Below are 23,657 nucleotides of genomic sequence, written 5' to 3'. Positions count from 1 at the left end.
GTCCTGGCGGTCAAATCGTGGGAGCTGGCTTGTGTGGGCGCTGGCTCCCACACAAGCCAGCTCCCACATTTTTAATCGGTGTCGCCCATTCAGTCGCTCTCGTGGGTCAGCTCCAGCACCCGGTCCACCAGCTTGTTGATCCCCGATGCCACTTCGCTGATGTTTTTGCCCAGCATATAGGCCGGCGTGCTCACCAGCTTGCGCGCCTTGTCTTCGACGATTTCGTCTACCGCGCATTCCTGGTGGGTGGCGCCCATCTTGTCCAGGGCGGCCGCGGTGTCGGCGTCGTTGCCGATGGTGCAGGTCACGCCTGGGCCGTAGATTTTTGCCGCCAGGGCCGGCGAGATGCAGATCAGCCCCACGGGCTTGCCTGCTTCGGCAAAGGCTTCGGCCAGTGCCAGTACGTCCGGGTTGACGCTGCAACCGGCGCCTTCGATGGCAAAGTTCGACAGGTTCTTCGCCGCGCCAAAACCGCCGGGCACGACCAGCGCATCGAACTCTTCCACGCGGGCCTCGCGAATGTCTTTCACCTCGCCTCGGGCGATGCGCGCCGACTCCACCAATACATTGCGCGACTCGGGCATTTCTTCGCCCGTGAGGTGATTGATCACATGCAGCTGCGCGATGTCCGGGGCAAAGCACTGAACCTGAGCGCCGCGCTGATACAGGCGCAGCAGCGTGATAACACTTTCATGGATTTCAGCGCCGTCGTACACGCCACAGCCGGAAAGGATCACTGCAATCTTTTTGCTCATGGGCATTTCTCCTGATTTATGGCGTTAAATGTCTACTTATTTGTCTCGCATTGCCATTGGGATATCCGGTCACTGGCCTAACCTTGATGTAACAATAATTGACCGGACTGGCCCATGGACTTCGTCCCTTACGCGGTACCGTTTTTCATTGCCTTGATTGTGGTCGAACTGTTGGCTGACCGTTGGCGCGGCGAGCGCAACTACCGGGTGGCTGACGCCATCAACAGCTTGAGCACCGGTGTATTGTCCACCACCACTGGGCTGCTGACCAAAGGCGTGGGCCTGCTGACCTACGCCTTCGCCCTCAAGCATTGGGCGCTGTTCGAGCTGCCAGCCCAGAGCGTCTGGACCTGGGTGTTCGCCTTTGTCCTCTACGACTTCTGCTACTACTGGCTGCATCGCTGCGGCCACGAGCGCAATATTCTGTGGGCGGCGCACTCGGTGCATCACCAGAGCGAGGACTATAACCTCACCACCGCCTTGCGCCAGACCAGCACGGGCTTTTTGCTGAGCTGGATCTTCTATCTGCCACTGGCTGTCGTAGGCGTGCCGCTGCTGGTGTTTATCAGCGTGGCGTCGCTCAACCTGTTGTATCAATTCTGGGTGCATACCCGCCATGTGCCCAAGCTCGGTTGGTTCGAGTGGTTTTTCGTCACCCCGTCCAATCATCGGGCCCACCATGCACAGAACGCTCTCTACATGGATCGCAACTACGGCGGGGTGTTCATTATTTGGGACCGTTTGTTTGGCTCGTTCCAGGAAGAAGACGAAAACGAGCCGGTGATCTTTGGCGTGACCACGCCTCTGGCCAGTTGGAATCCGCTGTGGGCCAACCTGCAGTTCTATGCCCAGCTGTGGAGTGATGCCCGGCGTACCGAAAGTGGGTGGGACAAACTGCGCATCTGGTTCATGCGCACCGGCTGGCGCCCGGCGGACGTCAAGGCCAAGTACCCACTGGCCAAGCCGGACTTGAGCCAGTTCCGTAAATTCGAGGTGCCCCTGGACGCGCGCCAGCAGATTTACATCGCCCTGCAATTTGCCGCGTATGTGGGTTTGGGCAGCTATCTGATGAATGTTGGCGAGGGCATGCCGACGGCTGCGCTTGTGCTGGGTTGGAGTGTGATGGCGCTGGGCTTGTTTACCCTGGGCGTGGCCCTGGAAAATCGCCCGTGGGCCTTGAAGGCCGAGCTGCTGCGGTTGGGGCTGAATGTGCCGTTGGTGTGGCTGGCGCCGCTGGTCGGGTTGTGGCCGGCCAGTGCGTTGGGCTGGTCGGGGCTGGCCAGCTATAGCCTACTCAGTGTCATCGGCCTCTACTGTTGCAGGGGCCGGCTTACTCGATGGGTGTCGTAGGCTCGGGCTTTTTCGGCTCGGCCAGTTGCTCCTGCTCCAGCCGGGCTTTTTCGGCCGCGCAGTTTTCCCGGGTCAGGCGGGCGTTGCGGATGCGCCGGCGCAGCCACAAGCCCAGGCCGAGTACCAGCAAGGCACCCAGCACCCACAGCTCATATTTCTTGACGCTACCCAGCATACCTTCGAGCACAGCGCCGAAGTGGTAGGCCGCCGCGCCCAGTGCTGCTGCCCAGATCGCCGCGCCGATGCCGTTGAGCAACAGGTAGCGCCCCGGCGGGTAGCCGGACAAGCCAATGGCCACGGGCATGACCGTGCGCAGGCCATAGACGAAGCGGAAACTCAGAACCCAGATATCGGGGTGTCGGCGGATATGCTCCAGTGCCCGATCGCCCAGCAGTTGCCAGCGTGGCCTGCGCGCCAACAATTTGCGCCCATGCTTGCGGCCCATGAAGTACCAGAGCTGGTCGCCGGCGTAGCTGCCGAAGAACGCCACCACCACCACCACGTTGATATCCATGTATCCGCGGAACGCAAGGAAGCCTGCGAGAACCAGGATGGTCTCACCTTCAAAGAACGTCCCCAGGAAGAGGGCAAAGTAGCCAAAGTCATTCAGAAATTGTTGGAGCATTGTCTGGGTGCTGGCGAAATGAACGCGCAGCCTACGCCTTCGTGAACATTCATGAAAGTATCGAGATGTGTCACGAAGTGAACATTTCCTACGGAAAGCATGAATGCGACTACAGGTCACATGCCGGTCGTATGAGTAAGCACAACTGTCATTCCTTCGTCATAATGGCCGCTTATAACTGTCACGCTCGCCCGTCAAGCCGGGCTCAGGAGTCTGCCGTGAGCTTTACCCCCGCCCAACGCCTGTTTCCCGCTACCCGTCTGCGCCGCAACCGTCGTGATGATTTTTCCCGTCGTCTGGTGCGTGAAAACGTCCTGACGGTGAATGATCTGATCCTGCCGGTGTTTGTGCTCGACGGTGAAAATCGTCGGGAAGCGGTGGCGTCGATGCCGGGTGTCGAGCGTTTGACCATTGATCTGCTGCTGCAAGAGGCGGCGCAGTGGGTTGAACTGGGGATCCCGGCGCTGGCGCTGTTCCCGGTCACACCCGCCGGGCTCAAGTCCCTGGACGCCGCCGAGGCCTGGAACCCCGAAGGCATTGCCCAGCGTGCGACCCGCGCCCTGCGCGAGCGTTTCCCGGAGCTTGGGGTGATTACTGACGTGGCGCTGGACCCGTTTACCACCCACGGGCAGGATGGCATCCTGGATGAAGAAGGCTATGTGCAGAACGACATCACCGTCGACGCACTGGTCAAGCAGGCGCTGTCCCATGCCGCTGCGGGCGCCCAGGTGGTGGCCCCGTCAGACATGATGGACGGCCGGATCCAGGCGATCCGCGAGGCGTTGGAACTGGCCGGGCACGTCAATGTGCGGATCATGGCCTATTCAGCCAAGTACGCCAGCGCCTACTACGGCCCGTTCCGCGATGCGGTCGGCTCGGCGTTGAACCTGGGCAAGGCCAACAAGGCCTCGTACCAGATGGACCCGGCCAACAGCCACGAAGCCCTGCACGAAGTGGCGGCGGACCTGGCTGAAGGCGCTGATATGGTGATGGTCAAGCCCGGTATGCCGTACCTGGACATCCTTTATCGGGTCAAGGAGGAATTCAAGGTGCCGACCTTTGTCTATCAGGTCAGTGGTGAATACGCCATGCACATGGCTGCGATTCAAAATGGCTGGTTGAGTGAAGGCGTCATCCTGGAATCCCTTACCGCCTTTAAACGTGCGGGTGCCGATGGCATCCTGACTTACTTTGCCGCCCGTGCCGCCCAATTGCTTAGAGAGCAACAATAGCCCTCACAGGAACACTCGATGAATACCGAAGGACTCACAGAAGTTGCCGTAAAAGATGCGCACCCGGTAGTTGAACAGGTCGCCGAAACCCCGCCGGAGCTTGCGCCTGAGCAGCCTGCCGTGGTCGCGGAGCCGGTGGTGGCGGCACCGCCTATCGTGATTCCGAACCTGGATGACAGCAGCCTGTACATCCATCGCGAGCTGTCGCAACTGCAATTCAACATCCGCGTGTTGGAACAGGCGCTGGATGAGTCCTATCCGTTGCTGGAGCGTTTGAAGTTCCTGCTGATCTTCTCCAGCAACCTGGACGAGTTCTTCGAGATTCGTGTCGCCGGCCTCAAGAAACAGATCACCTTTGCCCGTGAACAGGCGGGCGCCGACGGCCTGCAGCCGCACCAGGCCCTGGCGCGGATCAGCGAGCTGGTGCATGGCCATGTGGATCGCCAATACGCCATCCTCAACGACATCCTGCTGCCGGAGCTGGAAAAGCACCAAGTGCGCTTCATCCGTCGCCGCAACTGGACCGTCAAGCTCAAGACCTGGGTCCGTCGCTATTTCCGTGACGAGATCGCGCCGATCATCACCCCGATTGGCCTGGACCCGACGCACCCGTTCCCGCTGCTGGTGAACAAGAGCCTGAACTTTATCGTCGAGCTCGAAGGGATCGATGCCTTCGGCCGTGATTCGGGCCTGGCGATCATCCCCGCACCGCGCCTGTTGCCACGCATCATCAAGGTACCGGAAGAGGTCGGGGGGGCTGGCGATAACTATGTATTCCTTTCGTCGATGATCCACGCCCACGCCGATGACCTGTTCCAGGGCATGAAGGTCAAGGGTTGCTACCAGTTCCGCCTGACCCGAAACGCCGACCTGGCGGTAGACACCGAAGACGTCGAAGACCTGGCCCGCGCCCTGCGTGGCGAGCTGTTCTCGCGGCGCTACGGTGACGCGGTGCGCCTGGAAGTGGCGGATACCTGCCCCAAACATTTGTCGGACTACCTGCTCAAGCAATTCAACCTGGCCGAGACCGAGCTGTACCAGGTCAACGGCCCGGTGAACCTGACGCGCCTGTTCAGCATCACCAGCCTGGACAGCCATCCGGAGCTGCAATACACGCCGTTCACCCCGCAGATTCCGAAACTGCTGCAAAACAGCGAAAACATCTTCAGCGTGGTCAGCAAGCAAGACATTCTGCTGCTGCACCCGTTCGAGTCGTTCACCCCGGTGGTCGATCTGTTGCGCCAGGCCGCCAAGGACCACCATGTCCTGGCCGTGCGCCAGACCCTCTACCGCAGCGGTGCCAACTCGGAAATCGTCGATGCGCTGGTGGACGCCGCGCGTAACGGCAAGGAAGTCACGGTGGTGATCGAGCTGCGTGCGCGGTTCGACGAAGAGTCCAACCTGCAACTGGCCAGCCGCCTGCAAGCGGCCGGTGCAGTAGTGATCTATGGCGTGGTGGGCTTCAAGACCCACGCCAAGATGATGCTGATCCTGCGCCGCGAGGCCGGTGAGATCGTGCGTTACGCGCACCTGGGCACCGGTAACTATCACGCCGGCAACGCCAAGCTCTACACCGACTACAGCTTGCTGACTTCCGACGACGCGCTGTGCGAAGACGTCGGCAAACTGTTCAGCCAGTTGATCGGCATGGGCAAGACGCTGCGCATGAAAAAGCTGCTGCATGCGCCGTTCACCCTGAAGAAGGGCATGCTCGACATGATTGCCCGCGAGACCCAGTTCGCCATCGACGGCAAGCCGGCGCACATCATCGCCAAGTTCAACTCGCTGACCGATCCGAAGATCATCCGCGCGCTGTACAAGGCCAGCCAGTCCGGCGTGCGTATCGACCTGGTGGTGCGTGGCATGTGCTGCCTGCGCCCGGGCATTGCCGGGGTGTCCCACAATATCCACGTGCGTTCGATCATCGGCCGCTTCCTGGAGCACACGCGGGTGTTCTACTTCCTCAATGGCGGTGAAGAGCAGATGTTCCTCTCCAGCGCCGACTGGATGGAGCGCAACCTCGACAAGCGTGTGGAGACCTGCTTCCCGGTGGAAGGCAAGAAGCTGATCATGCGGGTCAAGAAAGAGTTGGAGAGTTATCTGACCGATAACACCCACAGCTGGAGCCTGCAGTCCGATGGGCGCTACGTGCGCAACACCCCGACGGGCAACCAGAACCCGCGCAGTGCCCAGGCCACGTTGCTGGAGCGGTTGGGCAGCCCGTTGCTGGCGGTTCGCTGATATCGACTAGACCTACATCCCTCACTGGGAAATCGGACAGGACCGTCAGATTTCCCAGGTTGGGGATCCCATGCTCCCGTTCCTAGACTGACCTTGGGCTATCAGACGATAGCCTGTACAGGGCAGTTAAGGAGTTTTCGATGGTGGGATCAGGCATAGGTATCGGGTTCGGAACTGCGGGGCTATTCGAGGCGCTGGCCTTGCCACCGAAGGGCTACCGCAGTGCACAGGCCATGGCGTCCGATATGGCTGGGGCGGTAGCCACTTCAGAGTCCCTGGTGCGGGACTCATTAAAAAGTATTGCCAACATCGATCAGGGTCTGCAGGGCGGCAATGCCTTTGTGCAGGTTAACCCCGATGCGCGTGAACAGGCTCGGGCGCGTGACCAGGAGCGAGCCAGCGGTACCGTGCGCGGTTTTTTGCACGGCGTGCCGATTGCCCTGAAAGATGTCTTCGAAACCAGTGGGAAAATGCACACCAGTGCCGGTTCCCGTGCGCTGGTCGGCTCACCGACGAGCAAAAACGCCAAGGTTGTGGATAACTTGCTCAAGGCCGGGGCCGTGATCGTGGGCAAGACCAATATGAGCGAACTGTCCAACTTCCGCTCCAGCGTGCCGGTGGATGGCTGGAGCTCCCGTGGTGGGCAAACGCTTAACCCCCATCGGCTGGGAGGGCAGGTGGCAGGGTCCAGTTCGGGATCGGCGGTGGCGGTCGCCCAGGGGCTTGTGCCGCTGGCATTGGGCATCGAGACCAATGGCTCGGTGATTGCTCCGGCGGCCTACAACGGCGTGGTCGGTTTGAAAACCACGGCCGGGCTGGTGAGTACCGAAGGGGTGATGACCAGTTCAAAACTGGACGCGGTGGGCACCTTTACGCGCAACGTGCGCGATGCTGGCGAAGCGCTCAATGCCATGACCGAAACAACGGCCTACACCGCCGGGCTCACACCGGATGCCTTGCAGGGCAAGCGCATTGGCTACACGCCGCTGCCGGTGCTGCCGCCTGAAGACGCCAGGGACCCGGCCCTGCGTGCGGACCGGAAGCACTTCGAAGACGCGATCGCGATGCTCAGGGTCAAGGGGGCAGTCATGGTGCCGATAGGCAGGCTGGACGCGGGTGTCTCACGTGAGGCTTACGATCAATACAGTGACGCGCTGCTGGCCGGGATCAAGCAAAACCTGAACAGCTACCTGGCCGCCCGGGAAGGGCTGCCAGTGAAGTCGCTGGCTGAACTGATTGCCTTCAACGAGCGCGACAAGCAAGCCGGGGAACCGGACCAGGCGTTGCTGGAGCACATCAACAGCCTGGACGTGACGGATGAGCAGCGCGAGCAACTGTGGGCGGCCGTTCTGCCGATTTTCAAAGGCACCCTCGACAAGCCGCTGAGCGAACACCGCCTCGATGCCATCGTGTCGAACTTTCGCGCCGACAGTTACTACTTTGCCGCCGCCGCCGGTTACCCCGGCATCTCGGTGCCCTCGGGCATGGATGATGAGGGTATGCCGACCGCGCTGCACTTTTACGGTACGGGCAACAGTGAAGCCACACTGCTCTCGGTCGCCTATGGTTATGAACAGGCCACGCAGGCTATTCGTGAGCCGGCGTTCCTGCCGGGGGCGCCGGTGTCGTCCGAGAGCGTCTAGGGGTTAGTGCACATTCAGGCTGAAGCCCACTCGCGTCAGCCACTCGGCTTCCTGGGCGAAATCCGCCTGGGTCAGTTGGTTCTCATCCAGCCAGCCTTTAGGGAACACCACATCCAGGCTGTCGCCGTTGGCGCGCAGGGTGACTTGCGGCATCTGCTGAGTGCCGCGAATGTGGTGGAACAGGATCGCAAAGCGCAGCAGGGCACACAGGCGAATCAGCTTGATGCCCTCGGCGCCGAATTCGGCGAACTTGTCCCTGGGGATGTTACGGCGATGGCCGCGCACCAGCAGCGCCAGCATCTGCTGGTCCTCGCGGGAAAACCCTGCCAGGTCGGAGTGCTCGATCAGGTACGCGCCGTGTTTGTGGTAATGGTAGTGGGCGATATCCAGCCCTACTTCATGGACCTTGGCGGCCCAGCCCAGCAGTTCACGCCAGACCCCGTCTTCCAGTTCCCAATCTGCAGCGACCTGGTCGAAGGCATGCAACGCTTTGCGCTCGACCCGCGCCGCCTGTTCCAGGTCGACGTGGTAACGCTCCATCAGCGAGCCCAGGGTGCGTTCACGCACGTCTTCGTGGTGATGGCGGCCCAGCAGGTCGTAGAGCACGCCTTCACGCAGGGCGCCATCGCAATGGTCCATGCGTTGCAGTTCGAGGGCGTCGAAGATGGCTTCGAGGATTGCCAGGCCTGCAGGGAAGATGGTCCGGCGGTCGGGCTTGATGCCGTCGAAGTCGATCTTCTCGGCATCCCCAAGTTTGAACAGCTTGCGCTTGAGCCAGGCCAGGCCTTCGGCATTCACCTCACCGGTGCCATGGCCGCCGGCCTTCAGGGCCAGGCCGATGGCGCGGATAGTGCCGGATGAGCCGATGGCTTCATCCCAGGTCAGGCGGTGCAGGGCGTGTTCGATGCTCATGATCTCCAGCCGCGCCGCCGTGTACGCCTGGGCGTAGCGGGCCGGGGTGATCTTGCCGTCCTTGAAATAGCGCTGGGTGTAGCTGACGCAACCCATTTGCAGGCTTTCGCGCAGCAACGGCTCGAAGCGCTGGCCGATGATGAACTCGGTGCTGCCGCCGCCAATGTCGGCCACCAGGCGCTTACCGGGGGTATCGGCCAGGGTGTGGGAGACGCCGAGGTAGATCAGGCGTGCTTCTTCACGGCCGGAAATCACTTCTACCGGGTGCCCGAGGATCTCCTCGGCACGGCGGATGAATTCGCCGCGGTTACGCGCTTCGCGCAACGCGTTGGTGCCAACGATGCGCACGGCGCCCTGGGGCATGCCGTTGATCAGTTGGGCAAAACGCTTGAGGCAATCGAGCCCGCGCTGCATGGATTCTTCGTTGAGCTTGCGCTCGTCGTCGATTCCGGCAGCCAGTTGTACCTTTTCGCCGAGCCGCTCAAGGATGCGGATCTCACCGTTCTGGGCCTTGGCCACGACCATGTGAAAGCTGTTGGAGCCCAGGTCGATGGCGGCGATCAGGGACAGATTCTTGGCTTGGGATTGCGGCATGGGTAGGGGATCTCGGTCGATAACCTCGCCATCGTGCCACGATCAAACGCTGACGCCAACGCGTAGTGCGCAGAGGAGTTCTCCTACGGAGGTTCGGGACACAGGTTTGTAGGGAATGTAGGGGGGCTCCATTGGTTCCTTGTAATTATTCCGTAGGATCTATGGGAAACAGTAGAATTTCAAAATTTGGAAACTTCTCTTGATTTAACCTACATCTTAAGATCAGTTATACCCATTGGTTATTTGTTTGGTACTACTCTTGAGTTGGGTTAAGGCGACGATTGTTTTTTATAGTTCTGACAGTAATCAGGGTATTGTCTTATTCTTTAGTGGGGTGCATGCGGGAGAGACTGTCACTCGGCAATTCTGCCTTGGTGTTATTTATTTACAGCTCATTTGTCACGGATGGCGGGATGTTGGGCAATGCAATTGCCCGGGTAGGAATAAAGGCACCTGATAACTTCTAGTGACAGGTTCAGCATGAAAAAAATATCTGGTTTGGTAATGGGTGTTGTCTGTTTGGCCGCAAGCGTGGTTGCACACGCCGATACAAGTGGTTCGGGGAACTTGAGGGTCATTGGTACTATCAAGCCAGCGCCCTGCACGGTCAGTATCAGCAGCGGCGTCATTGATTATGGTCAGATCAGTGCAGCTTCTATCTTGCCAAATGCTTTCAACCCCTTGCAGGAGAAAACCCTGCCGCTGTCCGTGAACTGCGGCACCGCGGCTACGCAGATGGCGCTGTCGGTATCTGACACGCAGGCGGCCAGCACCGTTGCGGGTATCCTGGGAACCGGCTTCGCTGAATCCCAGAACTTTGGCCTGGGTGCGGTGGATGGCCGGCGTACCGGTGGCTATTCGGTCAGGCTTTCGAACCTGTCCAGCGCCGGTGCCAGCCTGCTACCGCTCAAAAGGACCAGTTCTGTCGCAGCCTGGATGTATAGCGCCGATGGCCGGGTCGACAAGTTCCCGTACCAGCACTCCTGGAGCCGCACCACCAGCCCGGTTCCAGCACTGGTCAACGTTGTCAGCGGCACGATCAACGTCAAGGCCGTCATCAACCGGGGCAGCGCCCTGGACCTGAGCAAGGATGTTCCTTTGAACGGCCTTGCCACCTTAGTCGTTACTCGTATCTAAACAGGTAGTAAATCCGCACTGCAGTCGTAACTGGCTGTTGCGACTGCGTGCGGGCTGCTTACAGATCCTGGATCTATTGACGGTCTCTTAAATTGTGTGTGGGTAGAACTTGATGAGTTTTCTTTTCAATACAGTTACTGCCCTGCTAGGGGGCGTAAGTCTTTCTCTGCTATTACATGGCAACGTACTGGCTGACGGTATGGAGCCTGAAACATCTGTTGTAATTCTTTATGAAGAAAATGGCGAAGCGACTATTAATGTCAAGAATACCGATGCCGGTCCGGCTTTATTACATTCGGTCATTCAAAATCTTGCTGAAGACCCGGAACCATTATTGATTGTTACGCCGCCAATTGCGCGCGTGGAACCTGGCGAAACACAACTAGTGCGCTTTATCGCAACCCTCAAGGAACCACTCAAGACTCAACGCTTGAAGCGGGTCACTTTTGAAGGGATTCCCCAGGCCAGGGCCGAAGGGCGTGCGACCATTGGTATCACCATTCGCCAGGACCTGCCGCTGATCCTGCACCCCCAGGGTTTGCCGCGGCTTGAAGATCCCTGGAAGTTGCTCAAGTGGACCCTGCAAGGCAATCGCCTGGCCGTGCAGAACGACAGTGCCTACGTTGTCCGCTTGGGTTTACAGGTGCAGCTGCTGCCGGCCAAGCGCCCGGCAATATTGTCGCGCACCTATGTGCTGCCTGGCGAAACGCTTTGGACCACGGTTGAGGGTAATGTCGCAGGGGTCAATGCCGTCGAGATTCAACCGGCGACGGTCTACGGCTATTCGACCTCCGTCTACCAGGCTCCCGTTGTTGTCGAAGCGGGTTGATCGAGCTATGAGAACTGTCGATAAAGCCGGTTGTTTCAATCAGTCCGCATCGTTCTTCCGGGCCCCGGGCTCCCTGACGTATGGCTCGGGCATTGTCATCGGGCTGGCCTCACTGTGCAGCGGGCCTGCCCATGCCTTGGAACTGGGGGAGGGGTTTGATCTTGCCGTTCTGTCTGCGAACGGTATTGACCCGAAGGTTGCCCATTATTTTCGCAGTGCGGCGCGCTTTCGCGAGGGCGTCCATGTGGTCGGGTTGAGGGTCAACGGCAACCCACTGGGCTTGGTGGAAGCGCGTTTCGACTATGAAGGGCAGCTGTGTTTTACCCCCGGCCTGCTGGAAAAGGCCGGGCTGCGCGTCCCGGCGACGGTCACTCGGCAGGGCATCGCGCGCGATCAGGCGTGCCATGATTTTGTCGGTGAGTACCCGGCGACCCTTGTGCGGCTGAGCCCTGGCAGCGATGAAGTCTCCCTGGTGGTGCCCACCCAGTCGATGCGCGAGTTTGAATGGGGCGGGGGCAATGCTTCCCAGGGTGGCATGGCGGCCTTGTTCAACTACGACGTGCAGGGTTTTGAGGATCGTTTCAACAGTGGCTCTTCCCGCTCCGTCTCTGCCTATACCGAGGCGGGGTTCAACCTGGGCAACTGGATTGTGCGCAGTCGCCAGTTTTATATCTCCGATAATGGCAAGGCCAGCAGCGAGCATGTGAACGCCTACGCCCAGCGTGATTTCGCGGGCCTGCGCTCGACCTTCCAGGTGGGTCAGATCTCCAGCAACAACCCGGTGTTCGGCGGGCTGCAGCTCTCCGGCCTGCAACTGTTTCCCGATGGGCAGTCGCGCGCGGCCGGCGGCAGCGCGGTGGTGGTCGAAGGGCTGGCTCGCAGCCCGTCCAGGGTTGAGGTGCGCCAGTCAGGGGTGTTGATCCATACCACCCTGGTACCGGAAGGCCCTTTTTCCCTGACTGACCTGCCGTTGCTCAATGGCACCAGCGACCTGGAGGTAAACGTGATTGGCACCCGTGGCGGTGGGCACAGCTTCAGGGTACCTGCGGCGTCCTTTGGCGCGAGTGTACCGGTGGTGCCGGGCTACTTCTTTTCCATGGGCAAGGTGCGGGGCGCAACGCTGGACGAGCGGGAGCCCCCGGTGGTGGCGATGGCCAGTGGTACCTGGGGCCTTGGGCGCAGTTCTTCGCTGGGTTTTGGCCTATTGAGCACTGACGAGTACCAGGCCGCGGGCGGAACATGGAGCAGCGTTTTTTTCCAGCGGCTGGCAGTGGGCGGGCGTCACAACCTGTCTCGCGATGGTTCAGGCAATGTCAGCGGCGCTCGCAGCTCCATTTCATTGAGTAGCCCGCTGTCTGCCAGCCTTGAGGCCAACCTCAGCGCTACACGCCAGACGCGGGGGTATCGCGAAGTCACGGAGGCCGGGCTGTCGAGCGCCCGCGACGACCTGGACGCGCGCTTCAAGAACCAATACACCCTGGGCCTGAGCTGGGCTGACCCGCTGCTGGGTGGCTTCTCCATCAGCTACTCGCACAGTGCGCAATTTGACGGGCAATCGGCTGAACATGTCTTTGCCTCCTGGAACCGAGACTTCAGTGGCACCCAGGTGTCGTTGATCGCCGACTCCCGGGTGGGTGGGGCTCGACCGCGCAAGGAGCGGAATATCCGCCGCCACGAGCGCAATGATGCTCTCGAGACAGGGCTGTCGCTGCGATTGCAAGTCACCATGCCATTTGGCGGCGAACGTCGTGTCACTTCCTATGCCAGCCGGCGCGGGGGCGAGGTGGAGTTCGGCAGCGCGTTCAGTGATCGGGTGAACGACTATGTGAATTATGAGGTGGGTGTTGCCCGGGAGCAGACGAGTGGTGATCAGTCGGTTCAAGGCCGGGTAAATGCCATACCGCGTTACACCCAGGTTGGCTTGGGCATGCGTCGCGACTCTTTCAGTACCAGCTACACCGGGCAATTGCAGGGCGGCGTGGTGGCCCATGAACGCGGTGTGACGTTCTCGCCCTACGCCGTCCAGGACACCTTTGGCATCGTCTCGGTGGGTGATGTTGGCGCGGTCAAGGTCGCGACCCCCCAGGGCCCGGTCTGGACCGATTATCGCGGGCAGGCGGTGATCGCCGGTTTGCCGGCCTACCTCAACAGTAACGTTGAGGTGCAGACCCGCTCCCTGCCCAAGCGTGTCGACCTGAAAAACGGCACCAAGGCACTCACGGCGGGTCGTGGATCCTTCAATACCGTTGATTTCGAGGTGGTGAAAGTGCGCCGCCTGCTGCTGGAAGTGCGTGACGAGCAAGGGCGCCCCTTGCCTCAAGGGGCCTCGGTATTCGGCCCGGGCAATGCCTTCCTGACCAGCGTGGTGGGTGAGGGCATGGTGTTCCTGAACAATCTGGACGAGTCGCAAACCCTGAGCGTCTCCCTGCCGGATTCAACCTCCTGTGTATTGCAACTCAACCCTGAGCCAGAAACCGATGACGACAAACTCTACGAAACAGGTTCGGCAGTCTGCCGTGCGCAGTGAATCCCTGAACCGCTTTGGGCCTGGCCTCGCTCTGTGCAGCGTGCTGCTGTGGGCGGGGCTGATGCCGGGGGAAGCGCTGGCGGGTGAATGCCGTATGTCCTTGAGCCAGCCCCGGGTCGACTACGGTTTGATCCGCAGCGCGGAGCGGGCGGGAGACCAGTTGGCCCTGGGGAAACGCACGCTGCAACTGAACATCGCCTGTGCCGAGTCGGCACCCATGGCCCTGCGTTTCACGGGGGTGTCTGCCGGGTCGAAAGGCTTTCGGTTCGGCCGCCAAGGCTATTTCACCTTGAGCCTGCAGCATCCTCAGGTGGATGGGCAGGCGGTGGAGTTGCGGGTGTCGGGAGAGCCGCCAAGCGGACAGTTGTTGCCCGGCCAGACGCTGGTCGCACGGGCAGGCGGCGCCCCGATACACGGGCGCCGATTTACAGCGCTGGTGAATATCGAGACCTTTGTGCCAGCGGTCGGGCTGGCAGTGCGTGACGAAACGGCCTTTGAGGGGCAGGGCAGTTTCGAATGGGTACCCGGCGCCTGAAGCCTCAGCCTGGTTGTTCCACCGAGCCTATAAAGTTAGCCAATTCGGGCGTGCGCGGTTGGGCAAACAGGACGTTCGGGTCGCCGACTTCATGCACCTTGCCCTGATGCATGAACACCAGCTTGTCGCCGACCTCCCGGGCAAAGCGCATTTCATGGGTGACCATGATCAGGGTCATGCCGTCCTTGGCCAGTTGGCGCACCACGCTGAGCACTTCATTGACCAGTTCAGGGTCCAGCGCCGAGGTAATTTCATCGCACAGCAACACCTTGGGCGACATCGCCAGCGCGCGGGCGATCGCCACCCGTTGCTGCTGGCCGCCGGACAGGCGATCGGGGAATGCATCGAACTTTTCCCCCAGGCCGACCCGCTCCAGCATCTGCCGGGCCAGCTCCGCAGCCTTGGCCTTGGCGACTTTTTGCACGACCTGGGGCGCGAGCATGACGTTTTCACCCACGGTCAAATGGGGGAACAGGTTGAATTGCTGGAACACCATGCCGACTTTTTGCCGCAGGCTGCGCAGGTCGGCGCGGGCCGCGTCGAGGTATTCGCCGTCGACCTCAATCACCCCGTCGTTGATCGACTCCAGGCCGTTGAGGGTGCGCAGCAGCGTGGATTTTCCCGAGCCGCTGCGGCCGATGATTGCTACCACCTGGCCTTCCTCGATACTCAAGTCGATGCCCTTGAGCACATGGTGATCGCCGTAATACTTATGCAGCGCGGATATTCTAAGCAGAGGCATGCAGTCTCCTTTCCAGGTAGCGGGCACTGAGGGACAAGGGGTAGCAGAGCAGGAAGTAACCGAGCGCCACCAGGCCGTAGACCATGAAGGGCTCGAAGGTGGCATTGGCGAGCATGCCGCCGGTCTTGGTCAGTTCGGTGAAGCCGATGATCGAGGTCACCGCTGTGCCCTTGACCACCTGCACCGAGAACCCCACCGTCGGCGCCACGGCAATTCGCAGGGCCTGGGGCAATATCACGTAGCGCAGTTGCTCATAAGGGTTGAGGGCCAGGCTGGCGGAGGCTTCCCACTGCCCGTGGGCGATGGAGTCGACACAGCCGCGCCAGATCTCGGCCAGGTAGGCGCTGGTAAACAGGGTCAGGGCAATCGCGGCGGCCAGCCACGGCGAGATATCAATCCCCAGCAAGGCGATGCCGAAAAACACCAGGAACAGTTGCATCAGCAGCGGTGTGCCCTGGAACAGTTCGATATAGGTCCGGGCAATATTGCGCGGTAGCGCCTTTTTGCTGATGCGCAGGGTCATTACCAGCAGGCCAATCAGCCCGCCGCCGACAAACGCCACCAGCGACAGCAGCAGGGTCCATTGCAGGCCGGTCAGCAGGTTGCGCACGATGTCCCAGAACGAAAAATCACTCATCGGCTGTTCCTCATCACATAGCGGCGACCGATCCAATTGAGCAACTGGCGGATCATCAACGCCATGCACAGGTACACCAGCGTGGTCAGGGCATAGGTTTCAAAGGCGCGGAAATTGCGCGATTGAATAAAGTTGGCGGCAAAACTCAACTCTTCAGTGGCGATCTGCGAGCACACCGCCGAGCCAAGCATCACGATGATGATCTGGCTGCTCAGGGCCGGCCAGACCTTGCCCAGCGCCGGCAGCAGCACCACATGGCGGAACGCTTCAAAGCGGGTCATCGCCAGCGCTGCCGCGGCCTCCAGCTGCCCACGAGGGATCGCCTGGATCCCGGCGCGGATGATCTCCGTGGAATAGGCCCCCAGGTTGATCACCATCGCCAGTACTGCGGCCTGCCATTCGGAAATCTGTACTCCCAGTGAAGGCAGGCCGAAGAAGATAAAGAACAACTGCACCAGAAACGGCGTGTTGCGAATCAACTCGACATACACCCCGAAGAGCCAGCAGAACGGCTGGATTTTCCATGCCCGCACCACGGCGCCGACGATGCCCAGGGCCACGCCGAGGAGGGCGCCGATGGCTGTCAGCTCCAGGGTGAACAGCGCGCCGCGCAACAACAGGTCGGTATTGGCCAGCACCGGCACAAAGTCGAATTGATAGGCCATCAATCAGCTCCGCTTCAGAGATCGGCAGGCAATGGTTCTTTGAGCCACTGCAGCGCGTTCTTTTGCAGGCTGCCGTCAGCCTTGGCGGCGACCAGGATCTGGTTGACCTTCTCCAGCAGTGCCGGCTCGTTTTTGTTCACGCCGACATACACCGGCGAATCCTTGAGTTTGACTTTCAACGCCGGCACCCGCTTGGGGTTGCGCTCGCTGATCGCCACCATCACCACGTTGCCACTGGCGATCAGGTCCACCTGGCCGGCGAGGTAGGCGGCGATGGTCGAGTTGTTATCCTCGAAGCGCTTGATCGTGGCTTCCTTGGGGGCGACGGCGCTCAACTCGATATCTTCGATGGCTCCGCGGGTCACGCTGACGGTCTTGCCCTTGAGATCGTCCAGGGTCGCAATCGCCGCGTCAGGCGGGCCGAACACGGCGAGATAGAACGGCGCGTAGGCCTTGGAGAAGTCGATGACCCTCTCGCGATCCGGGTTCTTGCCCAGGCTGGAAATCACCAGGTCCACTTTGCCGGTGGTCAGGAACGGGATGCGGTTGGTGCTGTTGACCGGGGTCAGTTCCAGTTTGACCTTGAGCTGCTCGGCCAGCAGTTTTGCGGTGTCGATGTCCAGGCCGCGCGGCTTCATATCGGGGCCGACCGAGCCGAAGGGCGGGAAGTCCTGGGGCACTGCGACCTTGAGGGTGCCACGGGCGACGATATCGTCCAGGCCATTGGCCTGGGCTGGCGTCTGGCTGAGCATCAGGCTGGCAAACAAGGCAGTGAGCAGGGCGCTGCAACGCTTGGTCATGGCAACTCTCCGAAAAGGGCGAAGGGATTTTCTGAGTATTGCCAGTGCACAGCCCATGCCATGCCGCGCCAAAGCGGCTGCAAGGCAGGGTTTTACAGGTGTACAGCGGTCTTACTGGTCTGAACAGTCAGAAGCGATTGCGCACCCTTTTCGAGCGCCCGCAAAACCCGGCGAGCCCCTTTGGGGCGTGGCTTGCCGGCCAGCGAGAATAGATTTACAACTAGCCTCACTGTTGACCGAAATCTTGAGTTTTTTATGAATTCCATCGCCCAAGCCGTACCGGAAGCGGCTTTGCAAGCCATCCGCAAACTGATCAAGCAACGGGGCTTCGGGCCAGGTGATGCACTGCCTTCCCAGCGCGACCTGGCATTGCAGTTGGGGGTCAGTCGGGCCTCGTTGCGCGAGGCCTTGTCTTCGCTCAGTGCACTGGGGCTGGTCAGCGTGCAGCCGGGCAAAGGCGTGTTTGTGCAAGCGCCACCGACGGCCGACATGAGCGGGGTGGCCTGGCCCTTTACGGCGCAGGCCAGCCCCCTGGATATCTTCCAATTGCGTTATGCCCTGGAGGGCTTTGCGGCGGGGCTGGCGGCCATGACCCTGACCACCGAGGAACTGGATGGGCTCGAAGACAATGTCCAGGCCATGCGCCGGGAACTCAAGGCCGGGGATTTCGAGGCCGCTGCGCGGCTGGACTTCGCGTTCCACCAGCGCATCCTGTTGGCCAGTGGCAATCAGGCGATGATGAGCATCCTCAGCGCCAGTGCCGAGGTGTTTCTGGAAAGTCAGAAGCTACCGTTCATCCGACCGGAACGGGCGATGGAAACCTGGCAGGAGCATCGCAAGATCCTCCGGGCCCTGGCCCGGCGCAGCAGCGCGGCGGCGCACAAAGCTATGCAGGAACACGTGCGTAACGCTGCGTTGCGCACGGGAATAGCCTTTGTGACTCCGACGGCCTCTTGAACCCGCCATATCCAAAATGATGACGCTCCATAGCAAGAGTCAATCAGCAGCGGCTTCCTGAACGCAGGAAGGGCGGCTATGATGGGCAACGTTTTTTTTGCTTACAACCCGGAGACATCCATGAGCAACGATCTTATCAAGCACGTCACCGACGCGACCTTTGAGGCCGAAGTACTGCAGGCCCAGGGCCCGGTGCTGGTTGACTACTGGGCTGAGTGGTGCGGTCCTTGCAAAATGATCGCTCCGGTCCTGGACGACATCGCAACCACCTACGAAGGCAAACTGACCATTGCCAAGCTGAACATCGACGAGAACCAGGAAACCCCGGCCAAGCATGGCGTGCGTGGTATCCCGACGCTGATGCTGTTCAAGAACGGCAACGTCGAAGCGACCAAGGTCGGCGCACTGTCCAAGTCGCAATTGGCTGCATTCCTCGACGCCAACATCTAAGCGTCGTCAAAAAGCCCCGCAAATTGCGGGGCTTTTTCGTAAAGCAGGGCTAGACGCTCTGAAATTCAGGTGGTACATTCGGCCCCGCACTGGTTTCTCCACTGCCCCCTGCAAGCCGTCGCCGACGCATTCCTTTCGATTAGTACGCGATCCTGTCGCCTTCTCTGCGGCGCGGCCTCATTAAGCCAAAAGCTTAATTCCCCCCCTCTATAAATGATTACGTCATTCCTATATGAATCTGACTGAACTCAAGCAAAAGCCGATTACCGACCTGCTCCAACTGGCCGAAGAAATGGGCATAGAAAATATGGCCCGTTCGCGCAAGCAGGACGTGATTTTCTCCCTGCTGAAAAAGCACGCGAAAAGCGGCGAGGAAATCTCCGGTGATGGCGTGCTGGAGATTCTCCAGGACGGCTTCGGCTTCCTTCGCTCTGCAGACGCGTCCTATCTCGCCGGCCCAGACGATATCTACGTCTCGCCGAGCCAGATCCGTCGCTTCAACTTGCGCACCGGTGACACCATCGTTGGCAAGATCCGCCCTCCAAAGGAAGGCGAGCGTTATTTCGCCCTGCTCAAGGTCGACACGATCAACTTCGATCGTCCTGAGAACGCGAAGAACAAGATTCTCTTCGAGAACCTGACGCCGCTGTTCCCGACCGTGCGTATGAAGATGGAAGCCGGTAACGGTTCCACCGAAGACCTGACCGGTCGTGTGATCGACCTGTGCGCCCCGATCGGCAAGGGCCAGCGTGGCCTGATCGTCGCACCGCCGAAAGCCGGTAAGACCATCATGCTGCAGAACATTGCAGCGAACATCGCGCGTAACAATCCTGAAGTTCACCTGATCGTGCTGCTGATCGATGAGCGTCCGGAAGAAGTCACCGAAATGCAGCGCACTGTGCGCGGCGAAGTGGTTGCCTCGACGTTCGATGAACCGCCAACCCGCCACGTGCAGGTTGCCGAAATGGTGATCGAGAAGGCCAAGCGCCTGGTCGAACACAAGAAGGACGTGGTGATCCTGCTCGACTCCATCACCCGTCTGGCCCGTGCCTACAACACCGTGATCCCGAGCTCCGGCAAGGTATTGACCGGTGGTGTCGATGCCCACGCCCTGGAGAAGCCGAAACGTTTCTTCGGCGCCGCGCGTAACATCGAAGAAGGCGGCTCGCTGACCATTATCGCCACCGCGCTGGTTGAAACCGGCTCGAAGATGGACGAAGTGATCTACGAAGAGTTCAAGGGTACCGGCAACATGGAACTGCCTTTGGACCGTCGCATCGCTGAAAAGCGTGTGTTCCCGGCCATCAACATCAACCGCTCCGGCACCCGCCGCGAAGAGTTGCTGACCGCCGACGACGAACTGCAGCGCATGTGGATCCTGCGCAAGCTGCTGCACCCGATGGACGAAGTGGCAGCCATCGAGTTCCTGATCGACAAGCTGAAAACCACCAAGACCAACGACGAGTTCTTCCTGTCGATGAAACGTAAGTAATACGACGTTTCAGGTCCGAAAGAATGGCGCCCCCAGGGGCGCCATTTTTTTTGCCTGAAATCTTTAACCACAGCTGGTGGGCAATTGCACCGTCGATAGGGCTGCCAGCCGCCCTCAGAGCAGGTACGATGTACGCCTATTTTACGGGTGGCATGGTTAATGAAATTCAAGGATCTTCGGGATTTCGTGCAGCAACTTGAGCAGCGCGGAGAGTTGAAACGTATTCAGGTGCCGGTTTCCCCGGTCCTGGAAATGACTGAGATTTGCGACCGCACCCTGCGTAACAAGGGGCCGGCGCTGCTGTTCGAAAACCCCACAGGCTTTGATATCCCCGTGCTGGGCAACCTGTTCGGCACGCCCGACCGGGTGGCGTTCGGCATGGGGGCCGAGTCGGTCAGCGAACTGCGCGAGATCGGCAAGCTGCTGGCCTTCCTCAAGGAGCCCGAGCCGCCCAAGGGCCTGAAGGACGCGTGGTCGAAGCTGCCGATCTTCCGCAAGATCATTGCCATGGCGCCCAAGGTGGTCAAGGACGCGGTCTGCCAGGAAGTGGTCATCGAAGGTGATGATGTCGACCTGGCGATGCTCCCGGTGCAGACCTGCTGGCCCGGCGACGTCGGCCCGCTGATCACCTGGGGCCTGACCGTCACCAAAGGCCCGAACAAGGACCGCCAGAACCTGGGGATCTACCGTCAGCAAGTGATTGGCCGCAACAAGGTGATCATGCGCTGGCTGAGCCACCGTGGCGGCGCTCTCGACTTCCGTGAGTGGTGCGAGAAGCACCCCGGCCAGCCGTTCCCGGTTTCCGTGGCCCTGGGGGCCGACCCGGCCACCATCCTCGGCGCCGTGACGCCGGTGCCCGACAGCCTGTCCGAATACGCCTTCGCCGGCCTGTTGCGCGGCAATCGCACCGAACTGGTGAAATGCCGTGGCAACGACCTGCAAGTGCCGGCCACCGCCGAAATCATCCTCGAAGGCGTGATTCATCCGGGCGAGATGGCCGATGAAGGCCCTTACGGCGATCACACCGGCTACTACAATGAAGTCGACAGCTTCCCGGTGTTCACCGTCGAGCGCATCACCCACCGGGTCAAACCGATCTACCACAGCACCTACACCGGCCGGCCGCCGGATGAGCCGGCGATTCTCGGCGTGGCGCTGAACGAGGTATTCGTACCGATCCTGCAGAAGCAGTTCCCGGAAATCACCGACTTCTACCTGCCGCCCGAGGGCTGCTCGTACCGCATGGCCATCGTGACCATGAAGAAGTCGTATCCGGGCCATGCCAAGCGCGTGATGCTCGGTGTGTGGTCGTTTTTGCGACAGTTCATGTACACCAAGTTCGTTATTGTCACCGACGACGACATCAACGCCCGGGACTGGAACGACGTGATCTGGGCGATTACCACGCGCATGGACCCCAAGCGCGACACGGTGATGATTGATAACACACCCATCGACTATCTCGACTTCGCCTCGCCGGTGTCGGGCCTGGGTTCGAAGATGGGCCTGGATGCCACCCATAAATGGCCGGGTGAAACCACCCGTGAGTGGGGCCGGGTGATCGTCAAGGATGAAGCCGTGACGGCGCGTGTCGATGCGATGTGGAAAGAATTGGGAATAGATTGATGCGTGTAACCCTGCAACCTTCCGGCGCGGTCCTCGACTTGCAGCCGGGCGAGCGGATTCTTGAAGGTGCGCGGCGCCTGGGCTACGACTGCCCGCAGGCGTGCCGTAACGGTGTGTGCCATGTGTGCGCGGCGCTGTTGGTCGAGGGCCGGGTGCAACAGGCCGGCGAGGTGCGTGACCATGGCGAGTTCTACACCTGCATCGCCGAGCCGCTGGAGGATTGCATCGTGCTGTGGGATGGCGTGCTGGCGCCGGGGGAGTTGCCGGTGCGCACGCTGGCCTGCCAGTTGAGCGAGTGCGTGGAGCTGGGTGGCGATGTGTGGCGCGTGCGCCTGCGGGCCCCGGCCGGCAAAGCGGTGCGTTACCACGCTGGCCAGTACCTGATGATCGAGCGCGAAAACGGCGAGAAGTCGGCGTTTTCCCTGGCCTCGGCGCCCCACGCCGGGCGCGAGCTGGAATTGCATGTGCTGGTACGCGAAGACAGCGCCCGCAGCCTGATCGAGCAGTTGCAGCGTAACCAGATGGCGCGGGTCGAGCTGCCGTTTGGCGATACCCACCTGGCCGAGCTACCCGACGGCCCGCTGGTACTGATCGCGGCCGGCACCGGCATGGCGCAGATGCACAGCCTGATCGAACATTGCCGGGCCACGGGGTTCAAGTATCCGGTGCACCTGTACTGGGGCGTGCGTCGTCCTGAGGATTTCTACCAGGTCGAACATTGGGAACAGTGGCAGCAATTGCCCAATCTGTTCCTGCACAAAGTGGTCAGCGACCTGTGTGGTTGGGAAGGGCGCTGTGGCTTGTTGCACGAGGCGGTGTGCGAAGACATAACCGACCTCAAGGCCGTGCATGTGTATGCCAGCGGATCGCCGGCGATGATCTACGGCACGCTGGACGCGCTGGTGAATGCCGGGATGGATGCGCACCAGATGCGCGCTGACGTATTTGCCTACGCCCCTCGCTCCTGACCGCTACGAAAACATTCTCGTAAGCCGATCAAACTGTGGGAGCGGGCTTGCCCGCGATAGCGGAGTGTCAGCCAACAAATCTGGCACTGTTACACCGCCATCGCGGGCAAGCCCGCTCCCACATTGAACTGTGTCTACTCAGGTGTGCGGCGTCAGAATCGCACGCCCGTGGTCACCATCGCCGCATTGAACCCCAGCAACACAAACTCCGCCGCCACCGGCCCGTAGTGCGCACCCACCGACGGAATGATCACCGGCGCCACGCCGTAGCGGTTCAGCGGGATCTTGTCGCGGTACTTGCCGCGATAGCCCTGGATCGCCCCGCCGGTCAGTTTCAGATACACCGGATAGTCGGCCATGTCGAAGCGCTTGCCGGCGTAGGCGTAGTACGAGCGTTGGCGAAACGAGTTGCGAAAGGTCGCACCGCCATACACCCACCCCGCAGCGTCATTGCGCTCCAGGCCGATCAGGTCTTGATGGTTATTGTGCTCGGGGGCCGGCGCAAAGTGCCGGGTGTAGACGCTGGTCTGGGCGTACCAGAAGCCTTTGTCGTCGTTGGCCGGCGCTTCGGCGGCCAGGGCGGTGGTGGCCTGCGCCAGGAGCAGCAGGCCGGAAAGTCGGTTTTTCATGGTGCGACCTCGATAGTCGGTGAATGCGCGGCTAAGTGGGTCGTGACGTGACGCTATTTTGAGGTCCCGTCGGGCATAAAGGCTGAACGGGCGCTGAAAATAGCGCGGTTTTGCGCGGCGAACCTGACGAATGGGGCCTATTGCTCATGCTTTTTCATATTTTTAAAAGGTATTGATTGCAAGGGGAGCGGTATGGGGAGCGGTCGACATATTGAAGCGCTGCGCGAGGGTGCGTCGGCCCGCTACGGGTCTGACGCGGTGGCCGGAGTGATCAACCGCCAGCAGTGGCGGCAACCTGGCCCATAGTACTT

At 60.7% G+C, this 23,657-nt stretch carries 21 protein-coding genes; 13 read left to right on the top strand and 8 right to left on the bottom strand.

Translation table 11 applies throughout. The features are described from left to right. Positions 1–89: 89 nt before the first annotated feature. Positions 90–755 (bottom strand): isoprenoid biosynthesis glyoxalase ElbB, encoded by a 666-nt coding sequence (gene elbB / locus HBR94_RS09100; protein ID WP_170044544.1) that lies wholly within the window; start codon positions 753–755, stop codon positions 90–92. 114 nt (positions 756–869) lie between these two features. Between elbB and HBR94_RS09095 the strand changes: the two genes are divergently transcribed. Beyond that, complete coding sequence (locus HBR94_RS09095; RefSeq protein ID WP_170044542.1) at positions 870–2,105, top strand: sterol desaturase family protein; 1,236 nt, start codon at positions 870–872, stop codon at positions 2,103–2,105. Here the strand turns inward: HBR94_RS09095 and HBR94_RS09090 are convergent. Further along, positions 2,086–2,730, bottom strand: coding sequence for a DedA family protein (locus HBR94_RS09090; RefSeq protein WP_057960959.1), 645 nt, complete (start codon positions 2,728–2,730; stop codon positions 2,086–2,088). The two genes, HBR94_RS09095 and HBR94_RS09090, sit on opposite strands and share 20 nt — an antisense overlap. A gap of 218 nt (positions 2,731–2,948) precedes the next feature. Between HBR94_RS09090 and hemB the strand changes: the two genes are divergently transcribed. The 3 genes from hemB to HBR94_RS09075 all read left to right on the top strand — a co-directional run bounded on the left by hemB (position 2,949) and on the right by HBR94_RS09075 (position 7,846). Beyond that, complete coding sequence (hemB, locus tag HBR94_RS09085) at positions 2,949–3,962, top strand: porphobilinogen synthase (protein WP_057960958.1); 1,014 nt, start codon at positions 2,949–2,951, stop codon at positions 3,960–3,962. 18 nt (positions 3,963–3,980) lie between these two features. Then, positions 3,981–6,203, top strand: coding sequence for a polyphosphate kinase 1 (gene ppk1, locus HBR94_RS09080; RefSeq protein ID WP_170044540.1), 2,223 nt, complete (start codon positions 3,981–3,983; stop codon positions 6,201–6,203). Positions 6,204–6,343: 140 nt separating this feature from the next. Beyond that, positions 6,344–7,846 carry an amidase family protein gene (locus HBR94_RS09075; RefSeq protein WP_262383375.1) on the top strand — a complete coding sequence of 501 codons (1,503 nt, stop codon included), beginning with the start codon at positions 6,344–6,346 and terminating at the stop codon, positions 7,844–7,846. A gap of 3 nt (positions 7,847–7,849) precedes the next feature. Here the strand turns inward: HBR94_RS09075 and ppx are convergent, their stop codons facing one another. Then, positions 7,850–9,352 (bottom strand): exopolyphosphatase, encoded by a 1,503-nt coding sequence (ppx, locus tag HBR94_RS09070; RefSeq protein ID WP_170044539.1) that lies wholly within the window; start codon positions 9,350–9,352, stop codon positions 7,850–7,852. A gap of 480 nt (positions 9,353–9,832) precedes the next feature. On the opposite strand from ppx, the gene HBR94_RS09065 reads away from it, so the two are divergent. The 4 genes from HBR94_RS09065 (at position 9,833) to HBR94_RS09050 (ending at position 14,380) form a co-directional block, all read left to right on the top strand. After that, complete coding sequence (locus tag HBR94_RS09065) at positions 9,833–10,489, top strand: DUF1120 domain-containing protein (RefSeq protein WP_057440460.1); 657 nt, start codon at positions 9,833–9,835, stop codon at positions 10,487–10,489. A gap of 112 nt (positions 10,490–10,601) precedes the next feature. After that, complete coding sequence (locus HBR94_RS09060; RefSeq protein WP_170044537.1) at positions 10,602–11,318, top strand: fimbria/pilus chaperone family protein; 717 nt, start codon at positions 10,602–10,604, stop codon at positions 11,316–11,318. Between the two features lie 7 nt (positions 11,319–11,325). Continuing rightward, a complete protein-coding gene (locus tag HBR94_RS09055; RefSeq protein ID WP_170044535.1) occupies positions 11,326–13,845 on the top strand; it encodes a fimbria/pilus outer membrane usher protein in 2,520 nt (839 codons plus the stop codon). Continuing rightward, positions 13,835–14,380: a hypothetical protein gene (locus HBR94_RS09050; protein WP_273871021.1), complete on the top strand. Its 546-nt coding sequence runs from the start codon at positions 13,835–13,837 to the stop codon at positions 14,378–14,380. The genes HBR94_RS09055 and HBR94_RS09050 overlap by 11 nt, the downstream gene beginning before the upstream one ends. 4 nt (positions 14,381–14,384) lie before the next feature. On the opposite strand, the gene HBR94_RS09045 is transcribed toward HBR94_RS09050, so the two are convergent. Genes HBR94_RS09045 through HBR94_RS09030 form a run of 4 tightly spaced genes read right to left on the bottom strand, consistent with a single transcriptional unit; the run spans position 14,385 to position 17,224 of the window. After that, positions 14,385–15,122: an amino acid ABC transporter ATP-binding protein gene (locus tag HBR94_RS09045; RefSeq protein WP_057440457.1), complete on the bottom strand. Its 738-nt coding sequence runs from the start codon at positions 15,120–15,122 to the stop codon at positions 14,385–14,387. After that, positions 15,109–15,759, bottom strand: a complete 651-nt coding sequence (locus HBR94_RS09040) for an amino acid ABC transporter permease (RefSeq protein ID WP_057960952.1) — start codon at positions 15,757–15,759, stop codon at positions 15,109–15,111. Before HBR94_RS09040 ends, HBR94_RS09045 begins: the two co-directional genes overlap by 14 nt. Then, positions 15,756–16,424 carry an amino acid ABC transporter permease gene (locus HBR94_RS09035; RefSeq protein WP_057960951.1) on the bottom strand — a complete coding sequence of 223 codons (669 nt, stop codon included), beginning with the start codon at positions 16,422–16,424 and terminating at the stop codon, positions 15,756–15,758. Before HBR94_RS09035 ends, HBR94_RS09040 begins: the two co-directional genes overlap by 4 nt. Before the next feature lie 14 nt (positions 16,425–16,438). Continuing rightward, the gene (locus tag HBR94_RS09030; protein WP_170044531.1) at positions 16,439–17,224 is read right to left on the bottom strand and encodes a transporter substrate-binding domain-containing protein; all 786 of its coding nucleotides are present in this window, start codon (positions 17,222–17,224) and stop codon (positions 16,439–16,441) included. A 255-nt stretch (positions 17,225–17,479) separates the two neighbouring features. Between HBR94_RS09030 and HBR94_RS09025 the strand changes: the two genes are divergently transcribed. The 5 genes from HBR94_RS09025 to HBR94_RS09005 all read left to right on the top strand — a co-directional run bounded on the left by HBR94_RS09025 (position 17,480) and on the right by HBR94_RS09005 (position 22,717). Next, positions 17,480–18,181 carry an FCD domain-containing protein gene (locus HBR94_RS09025; RefSeq protein ID WP_057440453.1) on the top strand — a complete coding sequence of 234 codons (702 nt, stop codon included), beginning with the start codon at positions 17,480–17,482 and terminating at the stop codon, positions 18,179–18,181. Positions 18,182–18,301: 120 nt separating this feature from the next. Further along, positions 18,302–18,631 (top strand): thioredoxin TrxA, encoded by a 330-nt coding sequence (gene trxA, locus HBR94_RS09020; protein ID WP_029289563.1) that lies wholly within the window; start codon positions 18,302–18,304, stop codon positions 18,629–18,631. 232 nt (positions 18,632–18,863) lie between these two features. After that, entirely contained in the window at positions 18,864–20,123 is a 1,260-nt protein-coding gene (rho, locus tag HBR94_RS09015; protein ID WP_003176825.1) for a transcription termination factor Rho, read from the top strand. 159 nt (positions 20,124–20,282) lie between these two features. Then, on the top strand, positions 20,283–21,749 hold the full coding sequence (gene ubiD / locus HBR94_RS09010; protein WP_029289556.1) for a 4-hydroxy-3-polyprenylbenzoate decarboxylase: 1,467 nt from the start codon (positions 20,283–20,285) through the stop codon (positions 21,747–21,749). Further along, on the top strand, positions 21,749–22,717 hold the full coding sequence (locus HBR94_RS09005) for a CDP-6-deoxy-delta-3,4-glucoseen reductase (protein WP_057960948.1): 969 nt from the start codon (positions 21,749–21,751) through the stop codon (positions 22,715–22,717). The genes ubiD and HBR94_RS09005 overlap by 1 nt, the downstream gene beginning before the upstream one ends. 152 nt (positions 22,718–22,869) lie before the next feature. Here HBR94_RS09005 and HBR94_RS09000 read toward each other — a convergent pair whose 3' ends face one another. Then, positions 22,870–23,346 carry a sn-glycerol-3-phosphate transporter gene (locus tag HBR94_RS09000; protein ID WP_170044530.1) on the bottom strand — a complete coding sequence of 159 codons (477 nt, stop codon included), beginning with the start codon at positions 23,344–23,346 and terminating at the stop codon, positions 22,870–22,872. Positions 23,347–23,657: the final 311 nt, after the last annotated feature.

Origin of the sequence: Pseudomonas sp. WS 5412 (assembly GCF_012985615.1) — a bacterium.
GTDB lineage: Bacteria > Pseudomonadota > Gammaproteobacteria > Pseudomonadales > Pseudomonadaceae > Aquipseudomonas > Aquipseudomonas shahriarae.
This window is presented reverse-complemented; position numbering and strand designations above follow the sequence as displayed.

Coding starts and splice junctions, on each gene's coding strand:
- elbB (WP_170044544.1), bottom strand. CDS start 755: ATGAGCAAAAAGATTGCAGTGATCCTTTCCGGCTGTGGCGTGTACGAC.
- HBR94_RS09095 (WP_170044542.1), top strand. CDS start 870: ATGGACTTCGTCCCTTACGCGGTACCGTTTTTCATTGCCTTGATTGTG.
- HBR94_RS09090 (WP_057960959.1), bottom strand. CDS start 2,730: ATGCTCCAACAATTTCTGAATGACTTTGGCTACTTTGCCCTCTTCCTG.
- ppk1 (WP_170044540.1), top strand. CDS start 3,981: ATGAATACCGAAGGACTCACAGAAGTTGCCGTAAAAGATGCGCACCCG.
- HBR94_RS09075 (WP_262383375.1), top strand. CDS start 6,344: ATGGTGGGATCAGGCATAGGTATCGGGTTCGGAACTGCGGGGCTATTC.
- ppx (WP_170044539.1), bottom strand. CDS start 9,352: ATGCCGCAATCCCAAGCCAAGAATCTGTCCCTGATCGCCGCCATCGAC.
- HBR94_RS09065 (WP_057440460.1), top strand. CDS start 9,833: ATGAAAAAAATATCTGGTTTGGTAATGGGTGTTGTCTGTTTGGCCGCA.
- HBR94_RS09060 (WP_170044537.1), top strand. CDS start 10,602: ATGAGTTTTCTTTTCAATACAGTTACTGCCCTGCTAGGGGGCGTAAGT.
- HBR94_RS09055 (WP_170044535.1), top strand. CDS start 11,326: ATGAGAACTGTCGATAAAGCCGGTTGTTTCAATCAGTCCGCATCGTTC.
- HBR94_RS09045 (WP_057440457.1), bottom strand. CDS start 15,122: ATGCCTCTGCTTAGAATATCCGCGCTGCATAAGTATTACGGCGATCAC.
- HBR94_RS09040 (WP_057960952.1), bottom strand. CDS start 15,759: ATGAGTGATTTTTCGTTCTGGGACATCGTGCGCAACCTGCTGACCGGC.
- HBR94_RS09035 (WP_057960951.1), bottom strand. CDS start 16,424: ATGGCCTATCAATTCGACTTTGTGCCGGTGCTGGCCAATACCGACCTG.
- HBR94_RS09030 (WP_170044531.1), bottom strand. CDS start 17,224: ATGACCAAGCGTTGCAGCGCCCTGCTCACTGCCTTGTTTGCCAGCCTG.
- HBR94_RS09025 (WP_057440453.1), top strand. CDS start 17,480: ATGAATTCCATCGCCCAAGCCGTACCGGAAGCGGCTTTGCAAGCCATC.
- trxA (WP_029289563.1), top strand. CDS start 18,302: ATGAGCAACGATCTTATCAAGCACGTCACCGACGCGACCTTTGAGGCC.
- rho (WP_003176825.1), top strand. CDS start 18,864: ATGAATCTGACTGAACTCAAGCAAAAGCCGATTACCGACCTGCTCCAA.
- ubiD (WP_029289556.1), top strand. CDS start 20,283: ATGAAATTCAAGGATCTTCGGGATTTCGTGCAGCAACTTGAGCAGCGC.
- HBR94_RS09005 (WP_057960948.1), top strand. CDS start 21,749: ATGCGTGTAACCCTGCAACCTTCCGGCGCGGTCCTCGACTTGCAGCCG.
- HBR94_RS09000 (WP_170044530.1), bottom strand. CDS start 23,346: ATGAAAAACCGACTTTCCGGCCTGCTGCTCCTGGCGCAGGCCACCACC.